This is a genomic window from Corynebacterium pacaense (genome assembly GCF_900169525.1).
GTDB classification, from domain to species: Bacteria; Actinomycetota; Actinomycetes; order Mycobacteriales; family Mycobacteriaceae; genus Corynebacterium; species Corynebacterium pacaense.
The window spans coordinates 1,312,771-1,336,328 of the sequence record NZ_LT821239.1; the positions used below are offsets into that span (position 1 = coordinate 1,312,771).

Consider the following 23,558-nt stretch of genomic DNA (forward strand, 5'->3'; position numbering starts at 1 on the left):
AGGGAAAGGCGGGCCCACGGGGCCCGTGACCCTACCACTAGCTGCACGAACGCTCTCCTGCGGGGGTCATTCGAAAGTTGTACTCAGGGCGGATGGGTACGGAAAACCGCTGTGACGTGTCTCTCAAGCAAAACGCTGCGCGGGGCGGAAAGACCGCTCTCATGTGGTCGCCATGGACGATGCGGCGAGGGTGTACTGCTGCTTGGAGTCTCCTGTGTCACCGATGACCTGCACTTATGTACTAGTCGGAAATTGCTGCGACAAAGTTCCCAAAGCTCTGAAAAATCGCCCGCATCCACGGGGTGGAGGTGGGGTGAAAGTCAGGGTTGAAACTTTCAGTTGAGACGGGGGGCATGAAGTGACTTTGGCATATCGAACCGCCATACTAGATAGCGTGACGAGCGCAGTAGGAAATACAGGTATGGCAGCACCACAACGTGTTGCGGCACTGAACCGTCCCAATATGGTCAGTGTCGGCACCATTGTGTTCCTGTCTCAGGAATTGATGTTCTTCGCCGGGCTTTTCGCGATGTACTTCGTGTCCCGTGCGAACGGATTGGCAAACGGATCCTGGGAAGAGCAGACCGAACACCTCAACGTGCCCTATGCACTGGTGATCACGGTCATTCTGGTCTCTTCCTCGGTGACGTGCCAGTTCGGTGTCTTTGCGGCGGAAAGGGGTGACGTATACGGCCTCCGCAAATGGTTCTTGGTCACGATCGTTCTCGGAACGATCTTCGTTCTGGGTCAGAGCTATGAGTACATCACCCTCGTTGGCCATGGTCTGACGATTCAGAGCAGTGTCTATGGTTCAGCCTTCTTCATAACCACCGGCTTCCACGCTGCCCACGTTATAGCCGGTGTGCTTGCCTTCGTGGTGATCCTTCTGAGAATTCAGAAATCCAAGTTCACGCCAGCCCAGGCGACAGCCGCAATGGTGGTGTCCTACTACTGGCACTTCGTTGACGTGGTCTGGATCGGCCTGTTCATCACGATCTATTTCATTCAGTAGGCCGCAGGGTTCGTCGCCGCCCCAGTTCAGTGCAGGAGCGGGGGACAACCCGAAGCCCTTCACTTCCACAGTCGAGATTCAAAGGGAAATGATGGAAACCAACCCACAGACCACCGAAGGTGCCGGCACGGCGCAGCCTTCGGCGAAGAAGGTCAAGAATCGCCGTAAAGTCAGGCGGACAGTTGCCGGTGCCCTGGCGCTGACGGTCGGATTGAGTGGTGCAGGAATCCTGGCTACCGCTATTACTCCGGATGCACAGGTTGCAACCGCCAGGGTCGATGATCAGGCGTTGATCGCAGAGGGCAAGGACCTCTACGATGTCGCCTGCATCACCTGTCACGGAGTCAACCTGCAGGGTGTGGAGGACCGCGGTCCCTCACTCGTCGGCGTCGGCGAGGGCGCTGTGTACTTCCAGGTTCACTCCGGTCGTATGCCTATGCTGCGCAATGAGGCCCAGGCCACCCGTAAGACCCCGCGTTACACCGAGGCGCAGACCCTGGCCATCGCGGCATATGTTGCGGCCAACGGTGGGGGACCGGGACTGGTGTACAACGAGGACGGGACCCTCGCCATGGAGGAGCTCCGTGGTGCGAACTTCGATGGACAGATCAATCCTGCCGACGTCGCTCGCGGCAGCGATCTGTTCCGCCTGAACTGCGCGTCCTGCCACAACTTCACCGGTCGCGGTGGCGCGCTGTCCTCCGGTAAGTACGCCCCGGTTCTGGATCCCGCCAATGAGCAGGAGATCTACCAGGCCATGCTCACCGGACCGCAGAACATGCCCAAGTTCTCCGATCGCCAGCTCAGCGCGGACGAGAAGAAGGACATCATTGCATTCATCAAATCCACCAAGGAGACACCGTCACCCGGTGGTTACAGCCTCGGTGGTCTCGGCCCGGTTTCTGAGGGTCTGTTCATGTGGGCAGTCGGCGTCATGGTCCTCGTGGCCGCCGCTATGTGGATTGGATCGCGTTCATGAGTAACGACAATAAGAAGCAGTACACCACCCAGGAACTCAACTCCATGAGTAACGACGACCTTGCGCGACTGGGTACCGAGCTCGACGATGTCACCATCGCCTACCGCAAGGAGCGTTTTCCCATCGCCAACGACCCCGCTGAAAAGCGTGCGGTTCGTGCGGTCGGTATCTGGGCGGCACTCGGAATCCTCGGTGGTATCGGGTTCCTCGCCGTTTACCTGTTCTGGCCCTGGCAGTACAAGGGCCACGGTGATGAGGGACTGTGGACCTACACGGTGTTCACCCCGCTGCTGGGTGTGCTCTCGGGACTCTGCATCATCTCACTCGGTTTCGCCGGCGTTCTCTACGTCAAGAAGTTCATCCCCGAGGAGATCGCGGTGCAGCGTCGCCACGACGGCCCCTCCGAGGAGGTGGATCGTCGCACGATCGTCGCCCTGCTCAACGATTCCTGGCAGACATCGACGCTGGGTCGCCGCAAGGTGCTGATGGGTCTGCTCGGCGGTGGTGCGGTCTTCGCCGGCCTGACAATCGTCGCGCCCCTGGGCGGCATGGTCAAGAATCCCTGGAAGCCGAAGGAAGGTCCGATGGACGTTCAGGGTGACGGCACCCTCTGGACCTCCGGTTGGACCCTGCAGAACAACGGAGTGAAGCTCTACCTCGGTCGCGACACCGCGGCCATCGCCGAGAGGCACACCGGGGAGAGTGGTGAACACTTCATCACCACCGGAATCTCGCGGCTCGTCCGCGTCCGCCCGGAGGACCTCGCCGCGGCATCGATGGAGACCGTCTTCCCGCTTCCCGAGGAGGACGTCAACGATGGTGATCTCTACGACCCGGCCCGCGACGTCTACACCAACCACATGCACTCCATCCACGGACCCCGTAACGCGGTTATGCTGATACGCCTGCGCACGGCGGATGCCGAGCGGGTGGTTGAGCGTGAGGGACAGGAATCCTTCCACTACGGCGATTACTACGCCTATTCAAAGATCTGCACGCACATCGGCTGCCCGACCTCTCTTTACGAGGCTCAGACGAACCGAATCCTGTGCCCGTGCCACCAGTCGCAGTTCGATGCGCTGCACTACGGAAAGCCAGTCTTCGGACCCGCCGCACGTGCACTGCCTCAGCTGCCGATCACCGTTGACGAAGAGGGTTACCTCGTCGCCGAAGGCAACTTCATTGAGCCCCTCGGCCCGGCATTCTGGGAGCGTAAGTCATGAGCAATAAACTAGCCAACCTGGGAAACAACCTTGACTCCCGCTACACGATGGCCGGCGGCCTGCGGCGTCAGCTGAACAAGGTCTTTCCCACCCACTGGTCGTTCCTTCTCGGCGAGCTCGCGCTCTACAGCTTCGTCGTCCTGATCCTGACCGGTGTCTACCTGACGCTGTTCTTCGACCCCTCGATCACCAAGGTCATCTATGACGGCGCGTACCTGCCGCTCAACGGTGTCGAGATGTCGCGCGCCTATGAAACGGCGCTGAACATCTCATTCGAGGTCCGTGGCGGACTCTTCGTCCGTCAGATGCACCACTGGGCGGCACTGCTGTTCATCGTCTCCATGATGATCCACATGATGCGCATCTTCTTCACCGGCGCATTCCGTAGGCCCCGCGAGGCCAACTGGATCATCGGCTGCGTGCTGCTCATCCTCGGCGTCGCCGAGGGCTTCATGGGCTACTCCCTGCCCGATGACCTGCTCTCCGGTGTCGGCCTGCGAATCATGTCCGCGATCATCGTCGGCCTGCCCATTATCGGTACCTGGCTGCACTGGCTGGTTTTCGGGGGCGACTTCCCCTCCGAGATCATGCTCGACCGTTTCTACATCGCGCACGTGCTGATCATCCCGGGTATCATCCTCGGTCTGATGGCGGCACACCTCGCGCTGGTGTGGTACCAGAAGCACACGCAGTTCCCCGGAGCGGGACGTGCGGAGAACAACGTCGTCGGCATCCGCATCATGCCCGTGTTCGCGGTCAAGTCCGTTGCATTCGGTGCGGTGACCCTGGGCTTCCTCGCCCTCCTCGCCGGAATCACCACGATCAACGCGATCTGGAACCTCGGACCGTACAACCCGTCGCAGGTGTCGGCGGGTTCGCAGCCCGACATCTACATGCTGTGGACGGATGGCGCGGCCCGTGTCATGCCCGCCTGGGAGATCTACCTGGGCAACTACACCATTCCCGCCGTCTTCTGGGTGGCCGTGATGCTCGGTATCCTCGTGGTGCTGCTGTTCACCTACCCCTTCATTGAGAAGAAGCTCTCCGGCGATGACGCGCACCACAACATTCTGCAGCGGCCGCGCGACGCCCCGGTCAGAACCTCTCTCGGCATGATGGCACTCGTGTTCTACGGGCTGCTGACGGTCTCCGGTGGAAACGACATCTGGGCCTACCACTTCCATGTGTCGCTGAACGCGATGACCTGGATCGGTCGTGTCGGCCTGATCATCCTTCCCCCGATCGCCTATTTCGTCACCTACCGTATCTGCCTCGGTCTGCAACGCTCTGACAGGGAGGTACTCGAGCACGGTATCGAAACCGGTGTGATCAAACAGATGCCGAATGGTGCCTTCATCGAGGTTCATCAGCCCATTGGCCCAGTCGACGAGCACGGACATCCGATCCCGTTGCCCTACGCCGGGGCCGCGGTGCCGAAGCAGATGAACCAGCTCGGTTTCGCCGAGGTCGAGTCCCGCGGTGGGTTCTTCTCGCCGGATCCCGAGGACGTGACCGCTAAGGCACGCGCCATCGAGCACGCCAACCATGCAGAGGAGCTGGACGCGCTGCAGGCGATCCAGAACGCGAATATCGAACGCGACAAGCGAGACGGCAAGCTCTAGGTCTCAGTTCGCCGGATACACCCGAGGACCCTTATCAAAGGGGCCTCGGGTGTTTTTTCTCCCCGTTACTTTGATGGTGTCCCCATAATGGGGATAGTCGCTGGGCCCGGTATGGCTTATTTCCCCTGTAGTTACCATGATCCGGGGGGTGTTGTCGCCGGGCTACCAGGACACCCGTTGACTGCTGATAGGGACACGGACGAGTCACTCGACTCAGTTCTCTTTTGTAACGTGGGTGCCAGCATCGGATGTCGAGACACCAGCGACGAGGTTTGACCTGTCACTGTTGCTCCGACACCACAAGGAGGCCGGCCATGACCACCGGCACCATCGACGTCACCATCGGATTAGACGTGGGCAAAACCGCCCACCACGCCTGCGCCATGCTAGCCACAGGCGAGATCATCTACGACAAACCCCTGCCCCAGGACGAGGATCAGCTTCGCAAGGTCTTCACCGACCTCCAAGCCTGCGGCACCGTCCTGGTGGTCGTCGACCAGCCCAACACCATCGGTGCCCTGCCCATCGCCGTGGCCCGGGACGCTGGCTGCTTCGTCGGCTATCTACCCGGCCTGGCGATGCGCAAAGCCGCGGACTTGCACCCCGGCCGGTCGAAGACCGACCGGCGGGACGCATTCATCATCGCTGATACCGCCCGGACGATGCCGCATACCCTGCGGGCCGTGGACCGGGACAACGAAGTCCTCTCAGCGCTGAAGATGCTGTCCGGGTTCGATGACGACATCGCCAAGGACGCCACCCGCACCATCAACCGGCTGCGTAGCGTGCTGACCCAGATCTACCCGAGTCTGGAACGAGCCCTACCGGGCAGCATCATCACCCGACCTCTGGTGCTGGACATGCTCATCCACTACGGCGGGCCAACAAGGTTGAAGAAGGCCGGTTACCAGCGGGTACACACCTGGATGGCCAACCGATCGAAGAAAGACCCCACGAAGCTGGTCGACGCGATCTTCGACGGACTCAAAGCCCAGACCGTCGCCGTACCTGGCACCACTGCCGCTGAGGTGGTGATCCCGCAGCTGGCGACCAACATCAAAGCCCTGCTGGAACAGCGGAAAACCATTGCTGATCAAGTAGAGGAACTGTTGGCTGAATTCCCTCTTCACCAGGTCTTGATATCCATGCCGGGAATTGGCATCAAGACCGCCTCCAACATTCTCCTCGCTGTCGGCGACTGCTCCGACTTTCGGTCAGCCGGCCACCTGGCAGCGTATGCGGGGATCGCCCCGGTGACACGAAGATCCGGCACGTCCATCCGAGGTGAGTTCCCGGCCAGATCCGGTAACAAACGGTTGAAAAACGCCCTGTTCTACTCGGCATTCGCATCGATCCGGTTCCATGAACCATCCAAGACCTACTACGAGCGGAAACGGGCCGAGGGTAAACGACATAACGCTGCAGTGATGTGCCTGGCCAGACGCCGGTGCAACGTCATCTACGCAATGTTGACCCGGGCCGAGTTCTTTAGGGAGATCCCCGCCAGAGTTGCTGCGTAGCCCACCTTCACCACGATCAGCTGGTCGACGCGAGTACGCCGGCCAGCTGCTCAACCACGCCCATCATCAGAATCGGGAGCTACCCCCGAAATGCTTTCCTGAATACAGGGCCTATCCCTTGACAAAAACATAGGGACACCCCCCTGTGCCTTCAGTGGAGTCCAGGTTCTTCGGCGGTGCGAGCGGGTGTGGGCCGTCCTTAATATATGGTGACGTCGGGGTGCAGGGCGATCGTCCTTGCATCGCGCTGCACGGACCATTGGGCTGAGCTGCCAACGTCATCGTTGTGCGCTGCGGATGGGGTTGAATTCAGCTTGGAGCTCTCCTCTGCATCCACCCGGGTGCGCTTTGGGATGGGACGGAAGCGGCGGCTGTTCGCGCCCAGCCGCCAGGGTCCCTTGCCACCTTAGGCGGTTCCGTATGGAATGGATTCCGATCGTTTTCGCGCGCGATTCGGCCCCGTGCAGAGGCTTGTCCCGACAATGTGGCGAAGGTCACGTTGTTGTCTTTGTGCGCTCGGCATGCCGCATCCTCGCCCAATCGGCGGTGTGGTGCGTTCTGGCCAACAGTCGTTCGAAAGTACTGGTCAGGGACCAGTTTTCAAAGGCGCTGGCTTCCGGTCGGCCGTCCCGGTCGGGTGTGGGTTCTTCCTGGTCTCCAGGGCATGAATTATTGATAACGGATCGATAACGCAGTTGAATTCTGATTCAGGGTGGACATCAGGCGTGACAATTTCGTAACCTGATTGAGACCTTGCGGGGTTGATTGAAAGATTCTTTCAATTGAGCCGCGTTAGAAACAAAAGAAAATGCTTAATCGCCACGTTCCCAACATCACCCGCATTCATCATCCGGGGGCATGCAGGGGGCGTGGTGAGCCGGGGAACCAGAGTCAGTTCCTGGGGTTAACTTCTCACGAGGGCCACCGACGGTGGATGGAGTGGGGAGAGGGGCCTTCCGCTCCGAATCCGACAGCTAACCCGGTCAGCCAACAGGAAGAATTTGGAGTTTCATCACATGGCCAAGCACCGTCGCAGCAATCCCAAGACCGTCCGTAGCGCAGCAGTCGCATCCGCAGTTGCTCTTGGTGCCACCGCAGTGATCACCAGCCCCGCGCAGGCGGCTGAGGTCGTGGTACCCAACACCGATTACCGCGTCGAGGTTGCAGGCATCGAGAACACCCCGGGTATCAACAACGTCCCCGGTATCGACCAGTGGATCCCCTCACTCGCGAGCCAGGCCGCCCCGGTCGCCTACTCCGCTGAGGTAGCGGCCCCCGTGGCAGCTCCGGTCCAGAGCACCGGCCAGGCGATCGTGGATGCAGCACGCAGCAAGATCGGCGCCCCCTACGGATGGGGAGCCACCGGGCCGAGCGCCTTCGACTGCTCCGGTCTGACCTCCTGGGCCTATAGCCAGGTTGGCAAGTCCATCCCGCGCACCTCCCAGGCACAGGCTGCCCAGGGCACCCCGGTCGCCTATTCCGACCTCCAGGCCGGCGACATCGTGGCCTTCTACTCCGGAGCAAGCCACGTCGGGATCTACTCAGGCCACGGCACCGTGATCCATGCCCTGAACTCCTCCACGCCGCTGTCCGAGAACTCCCTGGACTACATGCCCTTCCACTCGGCTGTACGCTTCTAAACGGAGCCCCGGAAAACCTCCCCGCCGCATACGTGGCCGGGAGGTTCTTGTGGTTTCACGGCGAACCACCGGCAAACGCGACACGGGCCCTCCACGGTTGGCTCCGGAGGCCGCATACACGCTAAAGTCTTACACATTGTCTGCCTTGATCCCGGGAGTAACTGAATCGACATGTCGAAGCTTCGCCGACTTAACGCCCTCACCGTAAGCGCCCTGGTTTTCGGCATCGGTGTATCCCCGTCACTCGCCGGAAGCCAGGAGGTCGTCTCCAGGGTCGACGGGTTGATCGCGGAGATGGAACAGGTGTCGCAGGCGACCTCGGCTCAGAACGAGGAAGTAAAGGCGATTGAGATCGATATCGAGTCCCGCGAGGATTCGCTTGATCAGATCCGCTCCGAGATCGACCGCTCCCGCGAGTCCGCGGACGCAGCCACCGCGGCCGCAGCGGGATATCGCAGCGAGATCAACCGTATCGCCCAGGCGAAGTACCGTGGCACGGTTCTTGATCCGATCAGCGTGGCGGTCTCCGCGGAGAACCCGCAGAACGCCATCGATAGGATGAGTTACATGGCGACCCTGAGCAAATCGACCAGCGACGTGGTCGAGGGGCTCAACGAACAGACGCGGAGGGCAGCGGACGCCTTCGGAGAGGCGAACCGGACCAAGGCCCAGGCGGATTTCCAGATTTCCCAGCTCCGCGACCGTCTTGCGGATCTTGATGAGCAGAAGGCGGAGTTGGATCGGCGCACCGAGGAGATCAGGAGCAGGGTCGATGCCCTCTCGCCGGAGGAGCGCCAGGCCTGGGTTGCCAAGAACGGTCCCCTTGACGTGAACCTGGGCGACCTGCTCGGCGCCTCCGGTGAGGCCTCTGGTGCGGTCCAGGCGGCGCTGGGGAAAATCGGCTCCCCTTACGGGTGGGGAGCGATCGGCCCCGACACCTTCGATTGTTCCGGCCTGATCTATTGGGCATTCCAACAGCAGGGCAAGACCCTGCCACGGACGTCACAGGCACAGATGGCCGGCGGAACACCCGTTGGTCGTGATCAACTGCAGCCGGGTGATGTCATCGGATACTATCCGGGGGCGACCCACGTCGGGCTCTATATCGGCGATGGCAAGATTGTCCACGCCTCGGACTACGGAATCCCGGTCCAGGTGGTTTCCGTGGATTCCGCACCCTTCTACGGTGCACGTCGCTACTAGGGATTCAGGACCCCTTAAGGAGGGTTGCAGTGGCACCTACCCCGCACACTCTGGTTGTCACCAACGATTTCCCGCCGACGATCGGCGGAATCCAGTCCTACGTCCGTGATTTTCTGGCAACCCAGGATCCGGAGACCATCACCGTTTTCGCCTCGGTTCAGGATGCCCGGGCCGCGCGCGAGTTCGACCGTGAACAGAGCTACGAGGTCATTCGCTGGCCGCGATCGGTGATGCTCCCCACCCCGACGACGGTCACGGCGATACAGGAGATCATCAGGGCGCGCGGGATCACCACCGTCTGGTTCGCCGCCGCGGCGCCGCTGGCACTGATGGCGGGGCCGGCGCGCAGGGCGGGCGCCCGCCGCATCATCGCATCCACACACGGGCATGAGGTCGGCTGGTCGATGCTGCCCGGTGCCCGGCAGGCACTTCGTCGAATAGGCGACAACGTGGATGTGATCACCTACATCTCCGATTACACCCTCGGGCGCCTGCGGCCGGCCCTCGGCGGCAACCCCGAGTTCGTCCATCTTCCCTCCGGGGTGGACACCGAACTCTTCGCCCCCGCCACACCGCGGGAGCGGGCGGACATCCGAACCCGGCATGATCTTGACCAGCAGGCACCGGTGATCGTGTGCGTCTCACGGCTGGTGCCGCGCAAGGGGCAGGACAGTCTGATCAGGGCAATGCCGCGGGTGCTCGAGGAACATCCCGACGCCGTGCTGCTCCTGGTCGGCGAGGGACGCTACGACGGGCGACTGCGCACGATGTCCGCGCAACTGGGCGCTTCGGTGCGCATGCCGGGTCGGGTCCCACGTGCGGAAATGGTTTCCCTCCTCTCGGCCGCGGACATCTTCGCCATGCCCGTCCGCACCCGGGGCGGGGGACTCGATGTCGAAGGACTCGGCATCGTCTACCTGGAGGCGCAGGCCTGTGGCATCCCCGTCGTCGCCGGCACCTCCGGCGGCGCACCTGAGACGGTGACCTCCGATACGGCCGTGGTCGTTGACGGTCGGGACGTCGACACGCTGTCTGCGGTGCTGAACCGGCTTATCGACGCCCCGGACCTGCGCCACTCAATGGGGGCCGCCGGTCGGCGGTATGTGGAACAGGAATGGACCTGGGCGGTAATGGGGGACAGGCTGCGGAAACTGCTCGCCTGAATTGCTCAATGCTGGTTCGGCGCGTCCCGCTGGCTATACTTTGGGGGGTGTTCATTAGAGGAATCCAGTCAGCGAGATCGTGAGGCGCCCAACCATGCCACAGAACCCGGACCGTCTTGCGGTGGGATTCGACATTGGCGGCACCAATATGAGGGCCGGTGTCATCGATGCGAAGGGGCACATCGTGGAGAGCCTGTCCGCGCCGTCGCCACAGACCACCGAGGCAATGGAGGCGGGCATCGCCGATCTCGTTGCCCGGCTGCGTGAGAACCATGAGATCGAGGCGGTGGGCCTGGCGCTCGCGGGTTTCCTCGACCCATCCTGTGAATACGTCCGCTTCGCCCCCCACCTTCCCTGGCGTGATGAACCGGTGCGGGCCCGGCTTGAGGGGCTGCTCGGGCTCCCGGTGCGACTTGAGCATGACGCCAATTCCGCGGCGTGGGGTGAGCACAGGTACGGAAGCGCTCAGGGGACGGAGAACTGGGTGCTCTTCGCCATCGGCACCGGAATCGGTGCCGCCCTGATCGATGACGGCCGGATCTACCGGGGCGCCTTCGGTACCGCCCCGGAATTCGGGCACATCCGGGTAGTTCCGGGCGGGCGGCCGTGCGCGTGCGGCAAGCAGGGGTGCCTGGAGCGCTACTGCTCGGGTACGGCCCTGGTGGACACCGCACTGGAACTCTCCGGTACCGGTGACTTCGGGTCGAGCACCATCAAGTCGCTGATCCGCAGCGACGCTTCCCGTTTGAAGGGAAAGATGATCACCGAGGCTGCTCGGGAGGGCGACCGGCTCGCCCTGGCGGTGCTCGAGGATTTCAGCCTGTGGCTGGGTGAGGCCCTGTCGATTGTGGCCGATGTGCTCGATCCCGGTCTCATCGTCATCGGGGGAGGGGTGTCCCGGGATTCCGATCTCTTCCTTCCCCTGGCCACCGAGCACTTCGGCACCCGGGTGGTGGGGGCCGGGTACCGGCCGCTCGCGCCCGTCGTGCCCGCCCGTCTCGGTGCCGATGCGGGGATGATCGGTGTGGCCGATCTGGCGCGGGCCTCGGTGGCCTCGGGTGATCCCGCCGCGATCTGAGGATGCCGGGTCGCACCACCTGGGCGCGCCCCGACCGGTTGATCGTTGAAATTTTCGCCCACTCCGCGTCGGCTGCGGGGTTTTCGGTGTGTCTTTGACGTACCCTGAGACAGTAAATGTGTGCGGTAGCTGTGAAATGCACGTCTGTTCACCGCACGACCGAGAACTCCCGGAAGGCGCGACGGGGGCACCGCGATAAGTGATGGAAGCAGCTGGGGAAAGGGACACGGCATCATGGACAACAAGTGGTACAAGGTGTACAAGGACATACTGATCGGCCCCTTCCTGCGTATCTACAACCGACCCGAGGTGGAGGGGCTGGACAATATTCCCCGCCAGGGTCCAGCGATCCTGGCGTCCAACCACCAGGCCGTGATGGATTCCTTCTACTTCCCGTTGGTCTCCCCGCGCCAGATGGTGTTTCCGGCCAAGAGCGAGTATTTCACCGCACCGGGACTCAAGGGGCGTTTCCAGAAGTGGTTCTTCACCTCCACGGGACAGGCGCCACTGGATCGGACCGCCGGAAACGCGATGGATTCGCTGCTCTCGACGGCCCGGTCCGTTCTGGACAAGGGCGATCTCTTCGGCATCTATCCGGAGGGCACCCGTTCGCCCGACGGGCGTATCTACAGGGGAAAGCTGGGGATGGCACGGGTCGCCGTGGAGACCGGGGTGCCCATTGTTCCCGTCGGGATGATCGGAACCCGCGAGGCCAATCCCATCGGGACCTGGATGCCGCGTCCAGCGAAGGTCAGAATCAGGATCGGGAAGCCGATCGATCCCCGCGCGTACATCAATGACCTGCACCTTGACGCCGGCTCGCACGAGGCGCTGCGTGCCCTGACCGACCATGTCATGCACACGCTTTCCCAGCTAGTGGGCCAGCCCTACGTCGACGTCTATGCCAAGGACGTCAAGGATTCGCTCGCAGCAGGGAAGGGATACCCGGAGGGTGCACAACCCTGAGGCGAAAGCTGGACACAAGGTGAATGGAGGATTGCGGTAACCTTAAGTGACCGCGCTCAACTGGGCCTATTCGGAACGTCATTTAGGCACTTGTTATTTTTCATCCCGGATGTAATCGGGTACCGTTGGCGATTGTAAGGCAATCGCCAACGGTTTTTTCAAGCAGTCCGTTTCCGGAGTCCTCCGCGGCACCCGGACCTGAGTGCTCGGCGAGGATCAACGGGCTCACCGGGGCCGAGAGGACCGGGGGAGCGGGGACGGCGACCCGGACGTCAGGCGTTTCCTGCCTCCTCCGAGACGAATCCCGGGCCCCCGGGGCCCGGTTCCTCTGCAGAAGAGAGCACGTGGGGCACAGGAGCCATCAAGGAGGTGGGCAGCAATGACGAACCGGCAGGACAGGGAAGTCGCAGCGGAGGCGCAGCCGGTCCCGCACAGCCTCCCCAAGGAACCCGGCGCTCGCCTGGACTGGCCGGACATTGCCAGGGGCCTGTCCATCCTGGGCGTGGTTCTGCTCCATGTCACCCTCGCGGTCCCGGAGGGCGGTTCCACACTCATCGCCGAACTCAACCACTTCCTCGACCCTCTGCGAATGCCGCTCTTCTTCCTCGTCAGTGGATTCTTCTCTGTGAAGGTGCTGAACCAGAGCTTTGCCCGGCTGTTCACCACCCGCCTCTGGTTCTTCCTCGTTCCCTACGCCATCTGGGCACCCATCGAGCTCTACAGTCACTATGTGGAGGTTGATCTGCATGCGGGGCATCCGCCGATGCCCCTGCAGTTCTATGTTTCGGCCATCATCAACGGTGGAACCATGTACTGGTTCCTGCACGCTCTGGTGTGCTTCAACCTCGTTCTGTGGCTGACCCGTCGGCTGCCCCGGTGGGCGATCGTCCTGGTAGCACTGTCCCCGATGCTGCTGATGCCCGCATTCAGCGATCATCTCCTGGTCCGCCGCATGGTGATCTATCTGCCCGTGTTCCTCATCGGGGTGTACCTCCGCCCGCAGATCGCGAGATTCGCCGAGATGGCCGCGCGCCCGCGAACCGTGGTCACCGTCGTCGCCCTCTATGTGGCGGGCATGGCCGTGTCGACGCTCTGGGCGCTGTTCGCCCACCGCACCCCGGGGGAGGGCCAGTTGTGGCTGATTGACCTGAAGGACGATATCGCGGCCTTCCTCGGCGGGGAGCTCACCCCCTTCGACCTCGGCCACATCCAGTCACTGCTGGTCTATCTCCTCTCGGTGCCCGCGGGAATCGTGGTGTCGGTGCTCCTGGCCAGAATCGGTCCGGTCGCCCGGGGTCTGAAATTCTTCGGCCGCCACACCCTGCCGATCTACCTCGGTCATGCGCTCGGTATCAACATCATCTTCGGGTGGTTCATCAGGTACCGGTTCATGGAGATCGACAACACCTCGCCGAATCCGCTGCACTGGACCCAGACCTGGATGGCCGTGGTGTTCCTCCTCGCGATGCTCGGTGCCGGCATCGTCTACGTGATCTCGCGGATCCCGGTGCTGGGCTGGATCGTCGTCCCGCCGAGGCTGACCGGACCCACCCGCCCCGCAGCCGTGACCGCCCCCGTCGCCGACCCAGCCCGGGGACGCACCGGGGCCCTCGATCCCCCACGCACTTAGGTTTCCTTTGCTTTCCGCGTAAGCTAAATCCGGAAATATTCAATCCGGGTTCCACCCGGGGAAGGTCAGGCGCGCTGAAACGTGGACAAGACAATGCTGATCAAGCTCTCGATCGTCGTGGCGTTGATCGTCGCCTACACCGTTCTGGCTGCGTTCCAGGTCTCGATCGGTGTGTTCGCCCCGATCATCGTCCTGGTCATCGCCGCAGTGGTGTTTCTTCCCTTCCGGAGGAAATAGCACCACCGCGTGTCGACGCCCCCGTCGGCAATGCGCCACCGACGTAGAGGGCCACGAGGATCGCCGACGGCGCGAGCGCCATCGGCTCCACGAGCACGTACAACCAGGTTTGTGCGACGGATCCGACCAGATCTGGATGATTCAACGGGAACAGGATGTCCCAGGACAGGTGCGAGGGTGTCCAGCTGATCGCGGTGATGAACACACCCAGATAGGCGACCACGTAGCGGCCGGAGGCCAGCACCGCCACCAGGAGCGGGAGCACGAGGACCCAGTGGAAGATCTCGACGCTGGGCAGGACAAGCAGCGGAAGGGCGATGCCCAGCGCCAGGGACAGCGTTTCCTCCCCGCGGCGGTGGCTGCGGTGGATCGCCCAGATGCCCAGGGCCAGCGCGAGAACCATCCAGATCCCGGCGGCCCAGGCCGAATCGCTGATCCAGCGTGCGATGAAGGCGAAGGGGGAGAGGTTTCGGGAGCCATCGCGTCCGGTGAACCAGCCCGTGTGCAGGTTCAGGGCGGACGCGGGCGGGTTGAGCAACCAGCCGGCCCCCCAGTGCAGGCCGGTGCTCGCCGCGGCCACGGCTGCGGGGCGCCAGCGGCGCTGCACCAGGAACGTAACGGCGATCAACACCGGCCATCCCGCAATCCCGGCGGCCACACCGGTGAACAGTCCGCGGGCACGGCGGTGCCTCATCACGAAGAGGTCCGTGAGAACGAGGGCGAGGACAGCGATGGCGACCGAACCGAACTGCAGTGCCGCAACCACGGGAAAGGTGATCAATGCCGCGAGTATGACCAGGCAGAGGGTGAAGGCCGTCAGTTTCCTGCCCAGGAGGTATCTGATGATCACCACGGCGCTCCACACGATACCGAGCAGATTGAGTCCGCCGTAGAGGACCAGTGCACCGGTACCGGCGACGGGCGGGGTGAGTGCGATGCCGAGGGAGGTGAGATCGAGCGAGTTGATCGCCATGAGGGGATACTTGATGTGCACCCGCAGGGAGTCATCGCCGCGGAACCAGATATTGGCCAGCTGATAGCCAATGGCGATGATGAGCACGACGATGTGGGCTGGCCGGGGACCCCGTTTCTGTTTCGCCGCGCCACCGAAGATCCCCGGATCAAGCAGACTGAGAATAACGATCGCGAGGGCGAGCAGAACATAGGAGTTCCCCGACGGCTGGAGTATCAGTGGCCAACCCACCCCGCCCTGTGGATGGTAGGGCATGTTCCAGAAGGCGGGGTCGATGATCGCGACGGCGACGAGCCCGCCGAGCAATCCCGCGGTCGTCGCCGTGGCGGGGGCTAGGTGGCGCTGGGTCCAGGCGCTGGAGAGCAGCACCACGGAGATCGGCACCAGCCAGACCCAGTGGTGGGACCAGGAAACCGGCGAACAGAGCAGGGCGATGAGTGAGTTGAGCAGCAGCGCGGCCACGGGGTTGCCGGCTTTGAACGCACGGTACATGGCAGCGCCCACACCCACCAGGGTGAGAACCACCAGCAGCATCCAGCCGAGCTCGATCAGACCCCCATCACTGAACAGCCGGTGCAGCACGCCCTGGAGGGACTGGTTGGTGATGTAGCTCAGATTCCCGATCCGGTCTGCGTTGCGCAGCGTCTCGGTCCAGTAGATCCGCGAACTCGCGGGGGCGATCGCCCACGCCAGGGCGCTGAACCCGATCCCGGAGGCCAGGCACACACCGGCGCCCTTCCAATCCCGCTTGACCAGGAAGTAGAGGCCGAACACCGCGGGGGTTAGCTTGATCGACGCCGCGAGGCCGATCCAGAATCCCCGCGGCAGCCACGGCCTGCTGGTGAGGGTGTCCATCAGGACCAGGGTCATCAGGATGATGTTGATCTGCCCGAACTGAACCGTTTGGAACACCGGCTCCGCAGCCAGGGCGAAGGGCAGGATGACCAGCGCCAGCAGACGCGAATCCGCGACGTCGATGCCCCTGACCGCGCGCCGGGTGACGATGGCGAGGCACCACCACAGCAGAACAGCGGAGAGTACCGTGAGTATGACACCTGCGATATTGCCCGGAAGCAGTGCCAGCGGAATGAAGAAGGCGGCCGCAATCGGCGGGTAGGTGAAGGGGAGCTGGATACCCCCCACCGAGTAGTCCCGGGTGTAGAGGTTCTCCCCGCGGAGGAAGGCCAGGGCTCCCTGCCGGTAGACCTCGGTGTCGATGTGGAAGAAGAGATTGAAATCCTCGATCGCACGCACATTGAGCACCGAGGGCATCAGTGCCAGGATCGAGGCGAGGCACGCGGCGACCGCCAGAGTCCTGCGAAGGGGAATCGGCATGGCGACCCTAGCTGCGGGGGTATGTGGACGCGCTGCATGCATTGTAGGAATCCTAGTCTTAGAGGCTGCCCCGAACCATTTGATCTCGTGCTCTACCCTACAATGAGCTGTACGTTTGATCGACGAAGAGTCAAGGGACCTGAAGACTGTGCGCTTTTTCTACGACACCGAGTTCATTGAGGATGGTCATACCATCGAGCTGGTATCCATCGGTATCGTCGCCGAGGATGGCCGGGAATACTATGCGGTGTCCACCGGTTTCGATCCCTCCCGAGCCAACAACTGGGTCCGTGACAACGTGCTCAACAAGCTGCCCAACCCGGCTGACCGATCATGGAGATCGGTGGACCGCATCCGGGAGGACATCCTCTCCTTTCTGTCCTCCGGTTCGGGTCGGCCCGAGCTGTGGGCGTGGGTCGGAGCCTATGATCATGTGGTTCTGGCACAGTTGTGGGGCGATATGGCAGGATTGCCCCGCTCCCTGCCCCGCTACACACGCGAATTGCGACAGTACTGGGAAATGGCTGGTCAACCTCGTTTGCCGGTGCTCCCGGAGGGAAGCCACGATGCTCTGGTCGATGCCAGGCACAACCTGGCGAAGTTCAGGGTCTGCATGCAGGCGCTGCCGCTGGGCCGTGGCAACAGGGTGGCGCGGGCCTAGGTAGCACCTGCCCTGATGCATGGCCACCTGCACGACATGATATGAATAAGGGGTGAGTTGGACAGTAGACATCCCCAAGGAAGTGCTCCCGGACCTGCCTCCTCTGCCTGACGGTATGCAGCAGAGGTTCGAGGACACCATCGCCCGTGACGCCAAGCAGCAGCCCACCTGGGACCGTTCCCAGGCGGAGAACGTACGCAAGATCCTGGAGTCGGTGCCGCCGATCGTGGTCGCGCCGGAGGTGCGTGCGCTCAAACTCAAGTTGGCCGATGTGGCCAACGGCAAGGCATTTCTGCTTCAGGGCGGAGACTGTGCCGAGACTTTTGAATCTAACACCGAGCCCCACATCCGCGCCAATGTCAAGACCCTCCTCCAGATGGCGGTTGTGCTGACCTACGGCGCTTCCACCCCCGTGCTCAAGATGGCGCGCATCGCGGGCCAGTACGCCAAGCCGCGCTCCTCCGACCTCGATGGAAACGGCCTTCCCAACTACCGGGGGGATATCGTCAACGGCGTTGAGGCGACTCCCGAGGCACGACGTCATGATCCGGCGCGGATGGTGCGCGCCTATGCCAATGCGTCCGCGGCGATGAATCTCGTTCGCGCACTCACCAGTTCGGGTACGGCGGATCTGTACCGGCTCAGCGAGTGGAACCGCGAGTTCGTGGCCCAGTCCCCGGCGGGCGCCCGCTATGAGGCGCTGGCCCGCGAGATTGACTCCGGCCTGCGATTCATGGAGGCCTGCGGGGTATCGGATGATTCGCTGCGCGCCGCGGAGATCTACTGCTCTCATGAGGCACTCCTGGTGGATTATGAGCGCTCCATGCTGCGCCTGGCCGAAAATGAGGAGGGGGAGCAGGCGCTCTACGATCTCTCCGCGCACCAGCTGTGGATCGGTGAGCGCACCAGGGGGCTGGATGACTTCCACGTCAATTTCGCCTCCATGATCGCCAATCCGATCGGCCTGAAGATCGGGCCGGGAATCAGCCCCGAGGAGGCCGTCGCCTATGCAGACAAGCTCGACCCCGACTTCGAGCCGGGCCGTTTGACCTTGGTCGCCCGCATGGGACACGACAAGGTCCGCACCGTTCTGCCCGGAGTCATCCAGGCTGTCGAGGCCTCCGGGCACAAGGTGGTCTGGCAGTGCGATCCGATGCACGGTAACACCTTCACCGCATCCAACGGGTACAAGACCCGTCACTTTGACAAGATCATTGACGAGGTACAGGGGTTCTTCGAGGTCCATCGGGCACTGGGCACCCACCCGGGCGGCATCCACATCGAGTTCACCGGAGAAAACGTCACCGAGTGCCTCGGCGGTGCCGAGGACATCACCGATATCGACCTGCCCGGTCGTTACGAGTCCGCCTGTGACCCCCGCCTGAACACCCAGCAGTCACTGGAACTGTCCTTCCTCGTTGCGGAGATGCTGCGCAACTAGTCACGGTCGGTCCGGTCCACGCCGGCACACACCCCGTCTCACCCGGGGGTGTGCCGGCCTCGTGCGTCGTCAGGCACGTGTGCGGGGGAAGTACCTCAGCGACACCGCGGTGGCGATCAGCAGCGCGATCGCTGCCCAGAGATAGTCGGAGATCAAAAACTTCTCCCCAGGCGTCAGGTTGAACACATCCACGCCGTCGCGGCCGAACCACCACTTGGGCGGCAGCATGAGCAGCAGGACGCTCAGTCCGAGACCGCTGTAGAGCAGTATCCGGGGCCGTCCGGGGTGGAGCATGTAGCGCAGCAGAAGGATCAGCGCCCACAGGGGCAGCCACACCCAGTGGTGCGACCATGAGATCGGGGAGATCATAAGCATCAGCACCGCATTGGCCATCACCGCCTCGGCCGTCAGGCCACGGGCCAGAAGATGGTGCATGAGCACGGCCACGGCGATGATGGACACCACCGACAGCACGATCCACAGCACCGAGGGCCAGGCGGAGGCTTCCGCTGCGGACTGGGATGGCCACCAGCGGTAGATCATCGCCTGCAGGGAGCTATTGGACTGAAACACCGTGCTCACCCCGGAATCACCGTCGGCACCGAGATTGAATACGGTGGTGGTGAAGAACTCCCTGGTCTGCCGCCAGGACACCAGCGCGCCGATTCCGGTGAACACCAGCGCCGATCCCAGGGCCGTGAACATTCCGCGGAAGTCCTTTCGCACCAGGAAAAAAAGCAGCATCGCCAGCGGGGACAGCTTGATGGCCGCTGCCAACCCGATCAGCACCCCGCGGGGCAGCCTGCGCCGGACCGGCAGCAGGTCCATGACCACCAGCGTCATGATCAAAATATTGATCTGTCCGAGATCAGCGTTCAACCACACCGGTTCCGCGAACAGGGCGATCGGCCAGGCGATCGCGGCGATGGTGAAGGCGAGGAGCCTGTCCCTTCCGCGGAGCACGGAGTTGGAGACCAGGAACAGACACGCCAGCAGCATCAGAGAGGATAGTGCGACGATGATGTTCCCGGCCAGCTCCTCGGTGAAGAACTCGAAGTAGCCGAAGGGGGCGAACAGGACAGCGCCGATGGGCGGATAGATGAACGGAAGCGAAAGATCGCCGATATCGAAGGGTGCCGCGTACAGTTCCTCGCCCTTGACCAGCGCCCTGCCGGCCAGCAGATAGATCGTGGAATCGGTGCGCCAGTCGAACTTTTCAATCAGGATCTTGTTCGCAATCAGTCCCGCCGCGATTCCGAGGACCGACAGGAGAGTGAGAATATCCCTGGTCGATACCCTGATGATCTGGTGTCCGACATCTGAACCGTCCGGGGCGGTGGTCTGCTCAACCTGGCTCACGTGTGAATTCACGTCCTTTCCGATGGGTGCGTCAACGGACAGCCCCGCAACCCGGGGCGGGAACCGTCGGTGATGCGGGGTGTACTCAGTTTAGGTTGTATCGGGCCGCGCTCCCACTTCGGGACCGACGCGTGGTCTCAGCGCAACGGTGATCAGCACGCTCAGGGCGAACCAGAGGTAGTGGGCGACCAGGAGATGCTGCAGCGGTGACCACTGGAACTCCCGTCCGTCGCCGCCACCTCCGTCGATGAACAGTTGGAAGGGTCCGAGCGACTGTGCGAACACCGCCCAACAGGCGAGAAAACGGTGTCCCGTGGACCACAGCGCGATCGCCAGTGGACCCAACCACACCCAGTGGTGGTTCCAGCTCACCGGCGAGCACAGCAGTGACACCAGCGCCACCACGGTGATGGCCAGAAGCTGGGCGGCGGGGGAGGTGTCCGTGCGCAGGATGCGCCAGAGACACAGGCAGGCAAGGGTGATAACCGCGCACACCGCTGCAAGCCAGATCGTGGTCTCCGCCCCGAGCTGGGGAAACCGTGAGAGCAATCCGTGAATGGAGACATTCTTGGCATAGGCGGGGTCGCCGATTCTTCCCGTTGATGTCAGTGTCTGGGTCCAGAAGGTGAAGAAGGCGGAGGGATTGGCCAGCCAGGCGAATCCACCGGCGAGGCCGAAACCCGCGGCCATGCCGTAGAGGCCCCGGGGATCGCGGCGCAGGATCAGCAGAAAGAGAAAGTACAGGCCGAAGACGGCGGGGGTGAGCTTGATTGCCGCGGCGATGCCGGTGAGAACCCCGATCGGGAGACGCGGATGGGCCCGGGTCGCGTCGAGGATGACCATCGCCATGAGCACGATGTTGACCTGGCCCAGGTAGAGAGTGTCCAGTACCGGCCAGCTGCACAGGCAGATGGCCATGACCACGACCACGGGAATGCGTGAACCGGTTGCCGCGGCCACCGCCCTGGACGCCAGCCACAAAGCTATGAGGGACAGCAGTGTGACCACTCTCTCGGTGGCAGTCTGTCCGATGGCCCCACTCAGCCACCACACCGGGGTGAACAGGATGGCGGCGAAGGGCGGATAGGTGAATGGCAGATTCTCGTGGCGGGTGGGGAAATAGACATCGTAGAGTGGCTGATCCGACCAGAATCTCTCCGCGCCCTGAATGTAGACATCCAGGTCGAGGAGATAGCGCAGGCGGCCGTCCACCTCGAAGTTGACCGCCGTTCCCAGCACCAGGATGGCAATCCAGGAAAGGGCAATCCAGGGATGGACCTTGGCCCTCATCTAGATCGACCGCACTTGGATCGCTGTTCCCACCGCTGCGTGGCTGCGTGCCCTGGGGGTCTGGGTGATCACACGCTCATCGTCCGCGGCGTCGCTGTCAAGCTCGAGGCCTGCCTTGTCCAGGAGCTCACGGGCCTCACCGATGCGCTTGCCCACGATGTTGGGAACATCGACCTGGCCGGCCAGCTCCAGGCTGACCTGCGGCGCGGCGGGATCGATCAGTCCACCTGGACGGGGCGAGACACCGACGACGGTGTCGGCCGAAGCCGCCGACTCTGAGGCGTTTCTGCTTGTCGACGCCACCGTCAGCCCGGCATCGGCGAGCGTCTTGAGGGCATCGGACTCCTTCATCCCCTCGACCTCGGGCACAGAAATGGCGTTGGAAACCTTCAGCACCACTGAATCACCGCGGGAGATCTGCCGGGAGGCGGAGGGTTCGGTCCCGTAGACATGACCCTCCCTGGTACCGGCGTCGAAGGCCTTGACGGTGTGGTCGACCTTCAGACCGACCCTCTCCAGCGCCTTGGTGGCCTGGTCGACGTCCATACCGCTTACATCGGGGACTGATACCGGCGCGGGACCGCGGCTAAGATGAACCTGGACGTGTGCACCGACATCGACCGTGCTGCCCGGCGACGGTGACGTGGACACCACCTCCCCCGCGGAGATGTCATCGGAATACTCCGCGGGTCCCTCCACCCACACCAGTGTGCGGTTCTCCAGCGCCGAACGGACAGCCGCTACAGATCGGTCACCGTCGAGATCGGGGACGACCGGACGCCCCTGGGACACCAGGACGGTGACGTCCTGTCCCCGGGGAAGACGCGAGCCGAAGGACGGTTCGGTTCCGATGACCGCGCCGTCGCTGGTGTCGTTGTCATAGCGCAGTTCGGTGACCGCGCCGTACCCGGCGTCCTCGACCATGGACACCGCCTGGACCTCATCCATGCCGATTACCTGGGGTATCTCGCCGTAGCGCCCCGAACCGAACCACCATCCTCCCACGGCGACCGCTGCGATGATCAAGCCGACGAGGATCAGCCACAGGGTGAGTCTGAGGCCCGAACGGTTGCTCAGCGGGGCGGTCCCCCCGTCCCCGGAATCCGATTCGCCGGATTCCGGCTCGGCGACCTCTACGGCGTCCCGGTCGGGGACCGGAGTCACCCGGGGTACCATCTCCGTCTCCGGGACAACCGGTGGCAGGATCGAGGTTTCATGGGCGGCCGGTATGACCGAGGTCTCGTCCCCGAGCCCCGGCAGCTGTGTGGTGAACATATCCGTCGGCTGTGTGGTGGGTGCGGCGGCGTGGGCGCGGTGTGCGGCCGAGTTGATCGGTGCCGGCACCCGGAACCCGGGCAGATTCAATTCGCCTGCCACATCCTCGAGAGCCTCGAGGAACTCCCCGGCATCGGCGAAGCGGTCCCCGGGGTCCATGGAGGTCGCGGTGGAGACCAGCGCATCCATCAGGGAGGGGACACCGTCGATCAGTGAACTCGGTGCTGGAACCGACTGCTCGAGACGGACGTAGGCGTGCTCCATGTCGTCGTCGCCGCGGAAAGGGGTGACGCCGGTGAGAAGCTCGAACAGCACGATTCCGGCGGAGTACACGTCACTTTCCGGCCCGATCTCCCGGCCCTCGACCTGCTCCGGTGAGAGATAGGCGACCGTGCCCACGATCTTATTGTCCAGGGATTGTCCGGCGGAGGCCGCCCTGACCAGGCCGAAATCGGAGAGCTTGACCTGGTGGTCGCTGTTGATCAGCACATTGTCCGGTTTGATGTCGCGATGAACCATCCCCGCACCGTGGGCGGCGGCGAGGCCGCGGAGCATTCCCCGCATCACTTCGACGGCGGCGTGCGGGGGCATGGGGCCGCGTTCGGCGAGGAGCTCACGCAGGGTGCCCCCCGTGATCAGCTCCATCACCAGAAAAGCGTGGTCACCGGATGAGGAGAAGTCATAGACATTGACCAGATTGGGGTGTGAGAGCTGTGCCATCGAGCGGGCCTCCCTGCGGAAGCGCTGCAGAAACACCGGATCGTTGACGTAGGCCTGATCCATCACCTTCACGGCCACCGAACGCCCCAGTCGGAGGTCGACGCACCTGTAGACGGTGGACATCCCACCCCGCGCGATGGGGGTGTCAATTCGGTACCTGTCCTCGAGAACGTCACCCACCTTCAAAATCGCCATGAAATCCAGTATGGACGAACCGGGCCGGAAAGTGGT

Annotated in this window: 18 protein-coding genes and 1 riboswitch; of the genes, 14 read left to right on the forward strand and 4 right to left on the reverse strand. The window is 63.0% G+C overall.

The genetic code is table 11. The annotated features are described in order from the left end of the window. The first annotated feature begins 394 nt into the window (after positions 1–394). The 12 genes from ctaE (at position 395) to B7E02_RS14370 (ending at position 14,273) form a co-directional block, all read left to right on the forward strand. Positions 395–1,012, forward strand: coding sequence for an aa3-type cytochrome oxidase subunit III (gene ctaE / locus B7E02_RS06255; RefSeq protein WP_143336665.1), 618 nt, complete (start codon positions 395–397; stop codon positions 1,010–1,012). 88 nt (positions 1,013–1,100) lie between these two features. Next, positions 1,101–1,991 carry a cytochrome bc1 complex diheme cytochrome c subunit gene (gene qcrC, locus B7E02_RS06260; protein WP_179129668.1) on the forward strand — a complete coding sequence of 297 codons (891 nt, stop codon included), beginning with the start codon at positions 1,101–1,103 and terminating at the stop codon, positions 1,989–1,991. Continuing rightward, positions 1,988–3,214 (forward strand): cytochrome bc1 complex Rieske iron-sulfur subunit, encoded by a 1,227-nt coding sequence (qcrA, locus tag B7E02_RS06265; RefSeq protein WP_080794031.1) that lies wholly within the window; start codon positions 1,988–1,990, stop codon positions 3,212–3,214. The genes qcrC and qcrA overlap by 4 nt, the downstream gene beginning before the upstream one ends. Then, positions 3,211–4,836: a cytochrome bc1 complex cytochrome b subunit gene (gene qcrB, locus B7E02_RS06270; protein ID WP_080794033.1), complete on the forward strand. Its 1,626-nt coding sequence runs from the start codon at positions 3,211–3,213 to the stop codon at positions 4,834–4,836. The genes qcrA and qcrB overlap by 4 nt, the downstream gene beginning before the upstream one ends. A 314-nt stretch (positions 4,837–5,150) precedes the next feature. Then, positions 5,151–6,356 carry an IS110 family RNA-guided transposase gene (locus B7E02_RS06275; RefSeq protein WP_080794035.1) on the forward strand — a complete coding sequence of 402 codons (1,206 nt, stop codon included), beginning with the start codon at positions 5,151–5,153 and terminating at the stop codon, positions 6,354–6,356. Positions 6,357–7,201: 845 nt separating this feature from the next. Further along, positions 7,202–7,359: riboswitch (cyclic di-AMP (ydaO/yuaA leader) on the forward strand. Positions 7,360–7,372: 13 nt separating this feature from the next. After that, the gene (locus B7E02_RS06280) at positions 7,373–7,996 is read left to right on the forward strand and encodes a C40 family peptidase (protein ID WP_080794036.1); all 624 of its coding nucleotides are present in this window, start codon (positions 7,373–7,375) and stop codon (positions 7,994–7,996) included. 171 nt (positions 7,997–8,167) lie between these two features. Further along, positions 8,168–9,199: an NlpC/P60 family protein gene (locus B7E02_RS06285; RefSeq protein WP_080794038.1), complete on the forward strand. Its 1,032-nt coding sequence runs from the start codon at positions 8,168–8,170 to the stop codon at positions 9,197–9,199. Positions 9,200–9,228: 29 nt separating this feature from the next. Next, positions 9,229–10,362: a glycosyltransferase family 4 protein gene (locus tag B7E02_RS06290; protein WP_080794040.1), complete on the forward strand. Its 1,134-nt coding sequence runs from the start codon at positions 9,229–9,231 to the stop codon at positions 10,360–10,362. Between the two features lie 94 nt (positions 10,363–10,456). Beyond that, positions 10,457–11,440, forward strand: a complete 984-nt coding sequence (locus tag B7E02_RS06295; RefSeq protein ID WP_080794042.1) for an ROK family protein — start codon at positions 10,457–10,459, stop codon at positions 11,438–11,440. Positions 11,441–11,674: 234 nt separating this feature from the next. Continuing rightward, on the forward strand, positions 11,675–12,406 hold the full coding sequence (locus tag B7E02_RS06300; RefSeq protein ID WP_080794044.1) for a lysophospholipid acyltransferase family protein: 732 nt from the start codon (positions 11,675–11,677) through the stop codon (positions 12,404–12,406). Between the two features lie 379 nt (positions 12,407–12,785). Next, positions 12,786–14,036, forward strand: a complete 1,251-nt coding sequence (locus B7E02_RS06305) for an acyltransferase family protein (protein WP_080794046.1) — start codon at positions 12,786–12,788, stop codon at positions 14,034–14,036. A gap of 81 nt (positions 14,037–14,117) precedes the next feature. Further along, complete coding sequence (locus B7E02_RS14370; protein WP_179129669.1) at positions 14,118–14,273, forward strand: hypothetical protein; 156 nt, start codon at positions 14,118–14,120, stop codon at positions 14,271–14,273. Here B7E02_RS14370 and B7E02_RS06310 read toward each other — a convergent pair. After that, positions 14,233–16,581: a glycosyltransferase 87 family protein gene (locus B7E02_RS06310; RefSeq protein WP_080794048.1), complete on the reverse strand. Its 2,349-nt coding sequence runs from the start codon at positions 16,579–16,581 to the stop codon at positions 14,233–14,235. The two genes, B7E02_RS14370 and B7E02_RS06310, sit on opposite strands and share 41 nt — an antisense overlap. Before the next feature lie 148 nt (positions 16,582–16,729). Here B7E02_RS06310 and B7E02_RS06315 point away from each other — a divergent pair, with 148 nt between their 5' ends. Further along, a complete protein-coding gene (locus tag B7E02_RS06315) occupies positions 16,730–17,242 on the forward strand; it encodes a polyadenylate-specific 3'-exoribonuclease AS (protein WP_080794476.1) in 513 nt (170 codons plus the stop codon). Positions 17,243–17,294: 52 nt separating this feature from the next. Next, the gene (locus B7E02_RS06320) at positions 17,295–18,683 is read left to right on the forward strand and encodes a class II 3-deoxy-7-phosphoheptulonate synthase (protein WP_080794050.1); all 1,389 of its coding nucleotides are present in this window, start codon (positions 17,295–17,297) and stop codon (positions 18,681–18,683) included. Positions 18,684–18,752: 69 nt separating this feature from the next. Here B7E02_RS06320 and B7E02_RS06325 read toward each other — a convergent pair whose 3' ends face one another. From B7E02_RS06325 to pknB, 3 genes are all read right to left on the reverse strand, one after another. After that, on the reverse strand, positions 18,753–20,042 hold the full coding sequence (locus B7E02_RS06325; protein WP_143336704.1) for a glycosyltransferase family 87 protein: 1,290 nt from the start codon (positions 20,040–20,042) through the stop codon (positions 18,753–18,755). 90 nt (positions 20,043–20,132) lie between these two features. Then, a complete protein-coding gene (locus tag B7E02_RS06330) occupies positions 20,133–21,332 on the reverse strand; it encodes a glycosyltransferase 87 family protein (protein WP_080794053.1) in 1,200 nt (399 codons plus the stop codon). After that, positions 21,333–23,522 carry a Stk1 family PASTA domain-containing Ser/Thr kinase gene (pknB, locus tag B7E02_RS06335; RefSeq protein WP_080794055.1) on the reverse strand — a complete coding sequence of 730 codons (2,190 nt, stop codon included), beginning with the start codon at positions 23,520–23,522 and terminating at the stop codon, positions 21,333–21,335. It lies immediately after the preceding gene. Positions 23,523–23,558 lie beyond the last annotated feature (36 nt).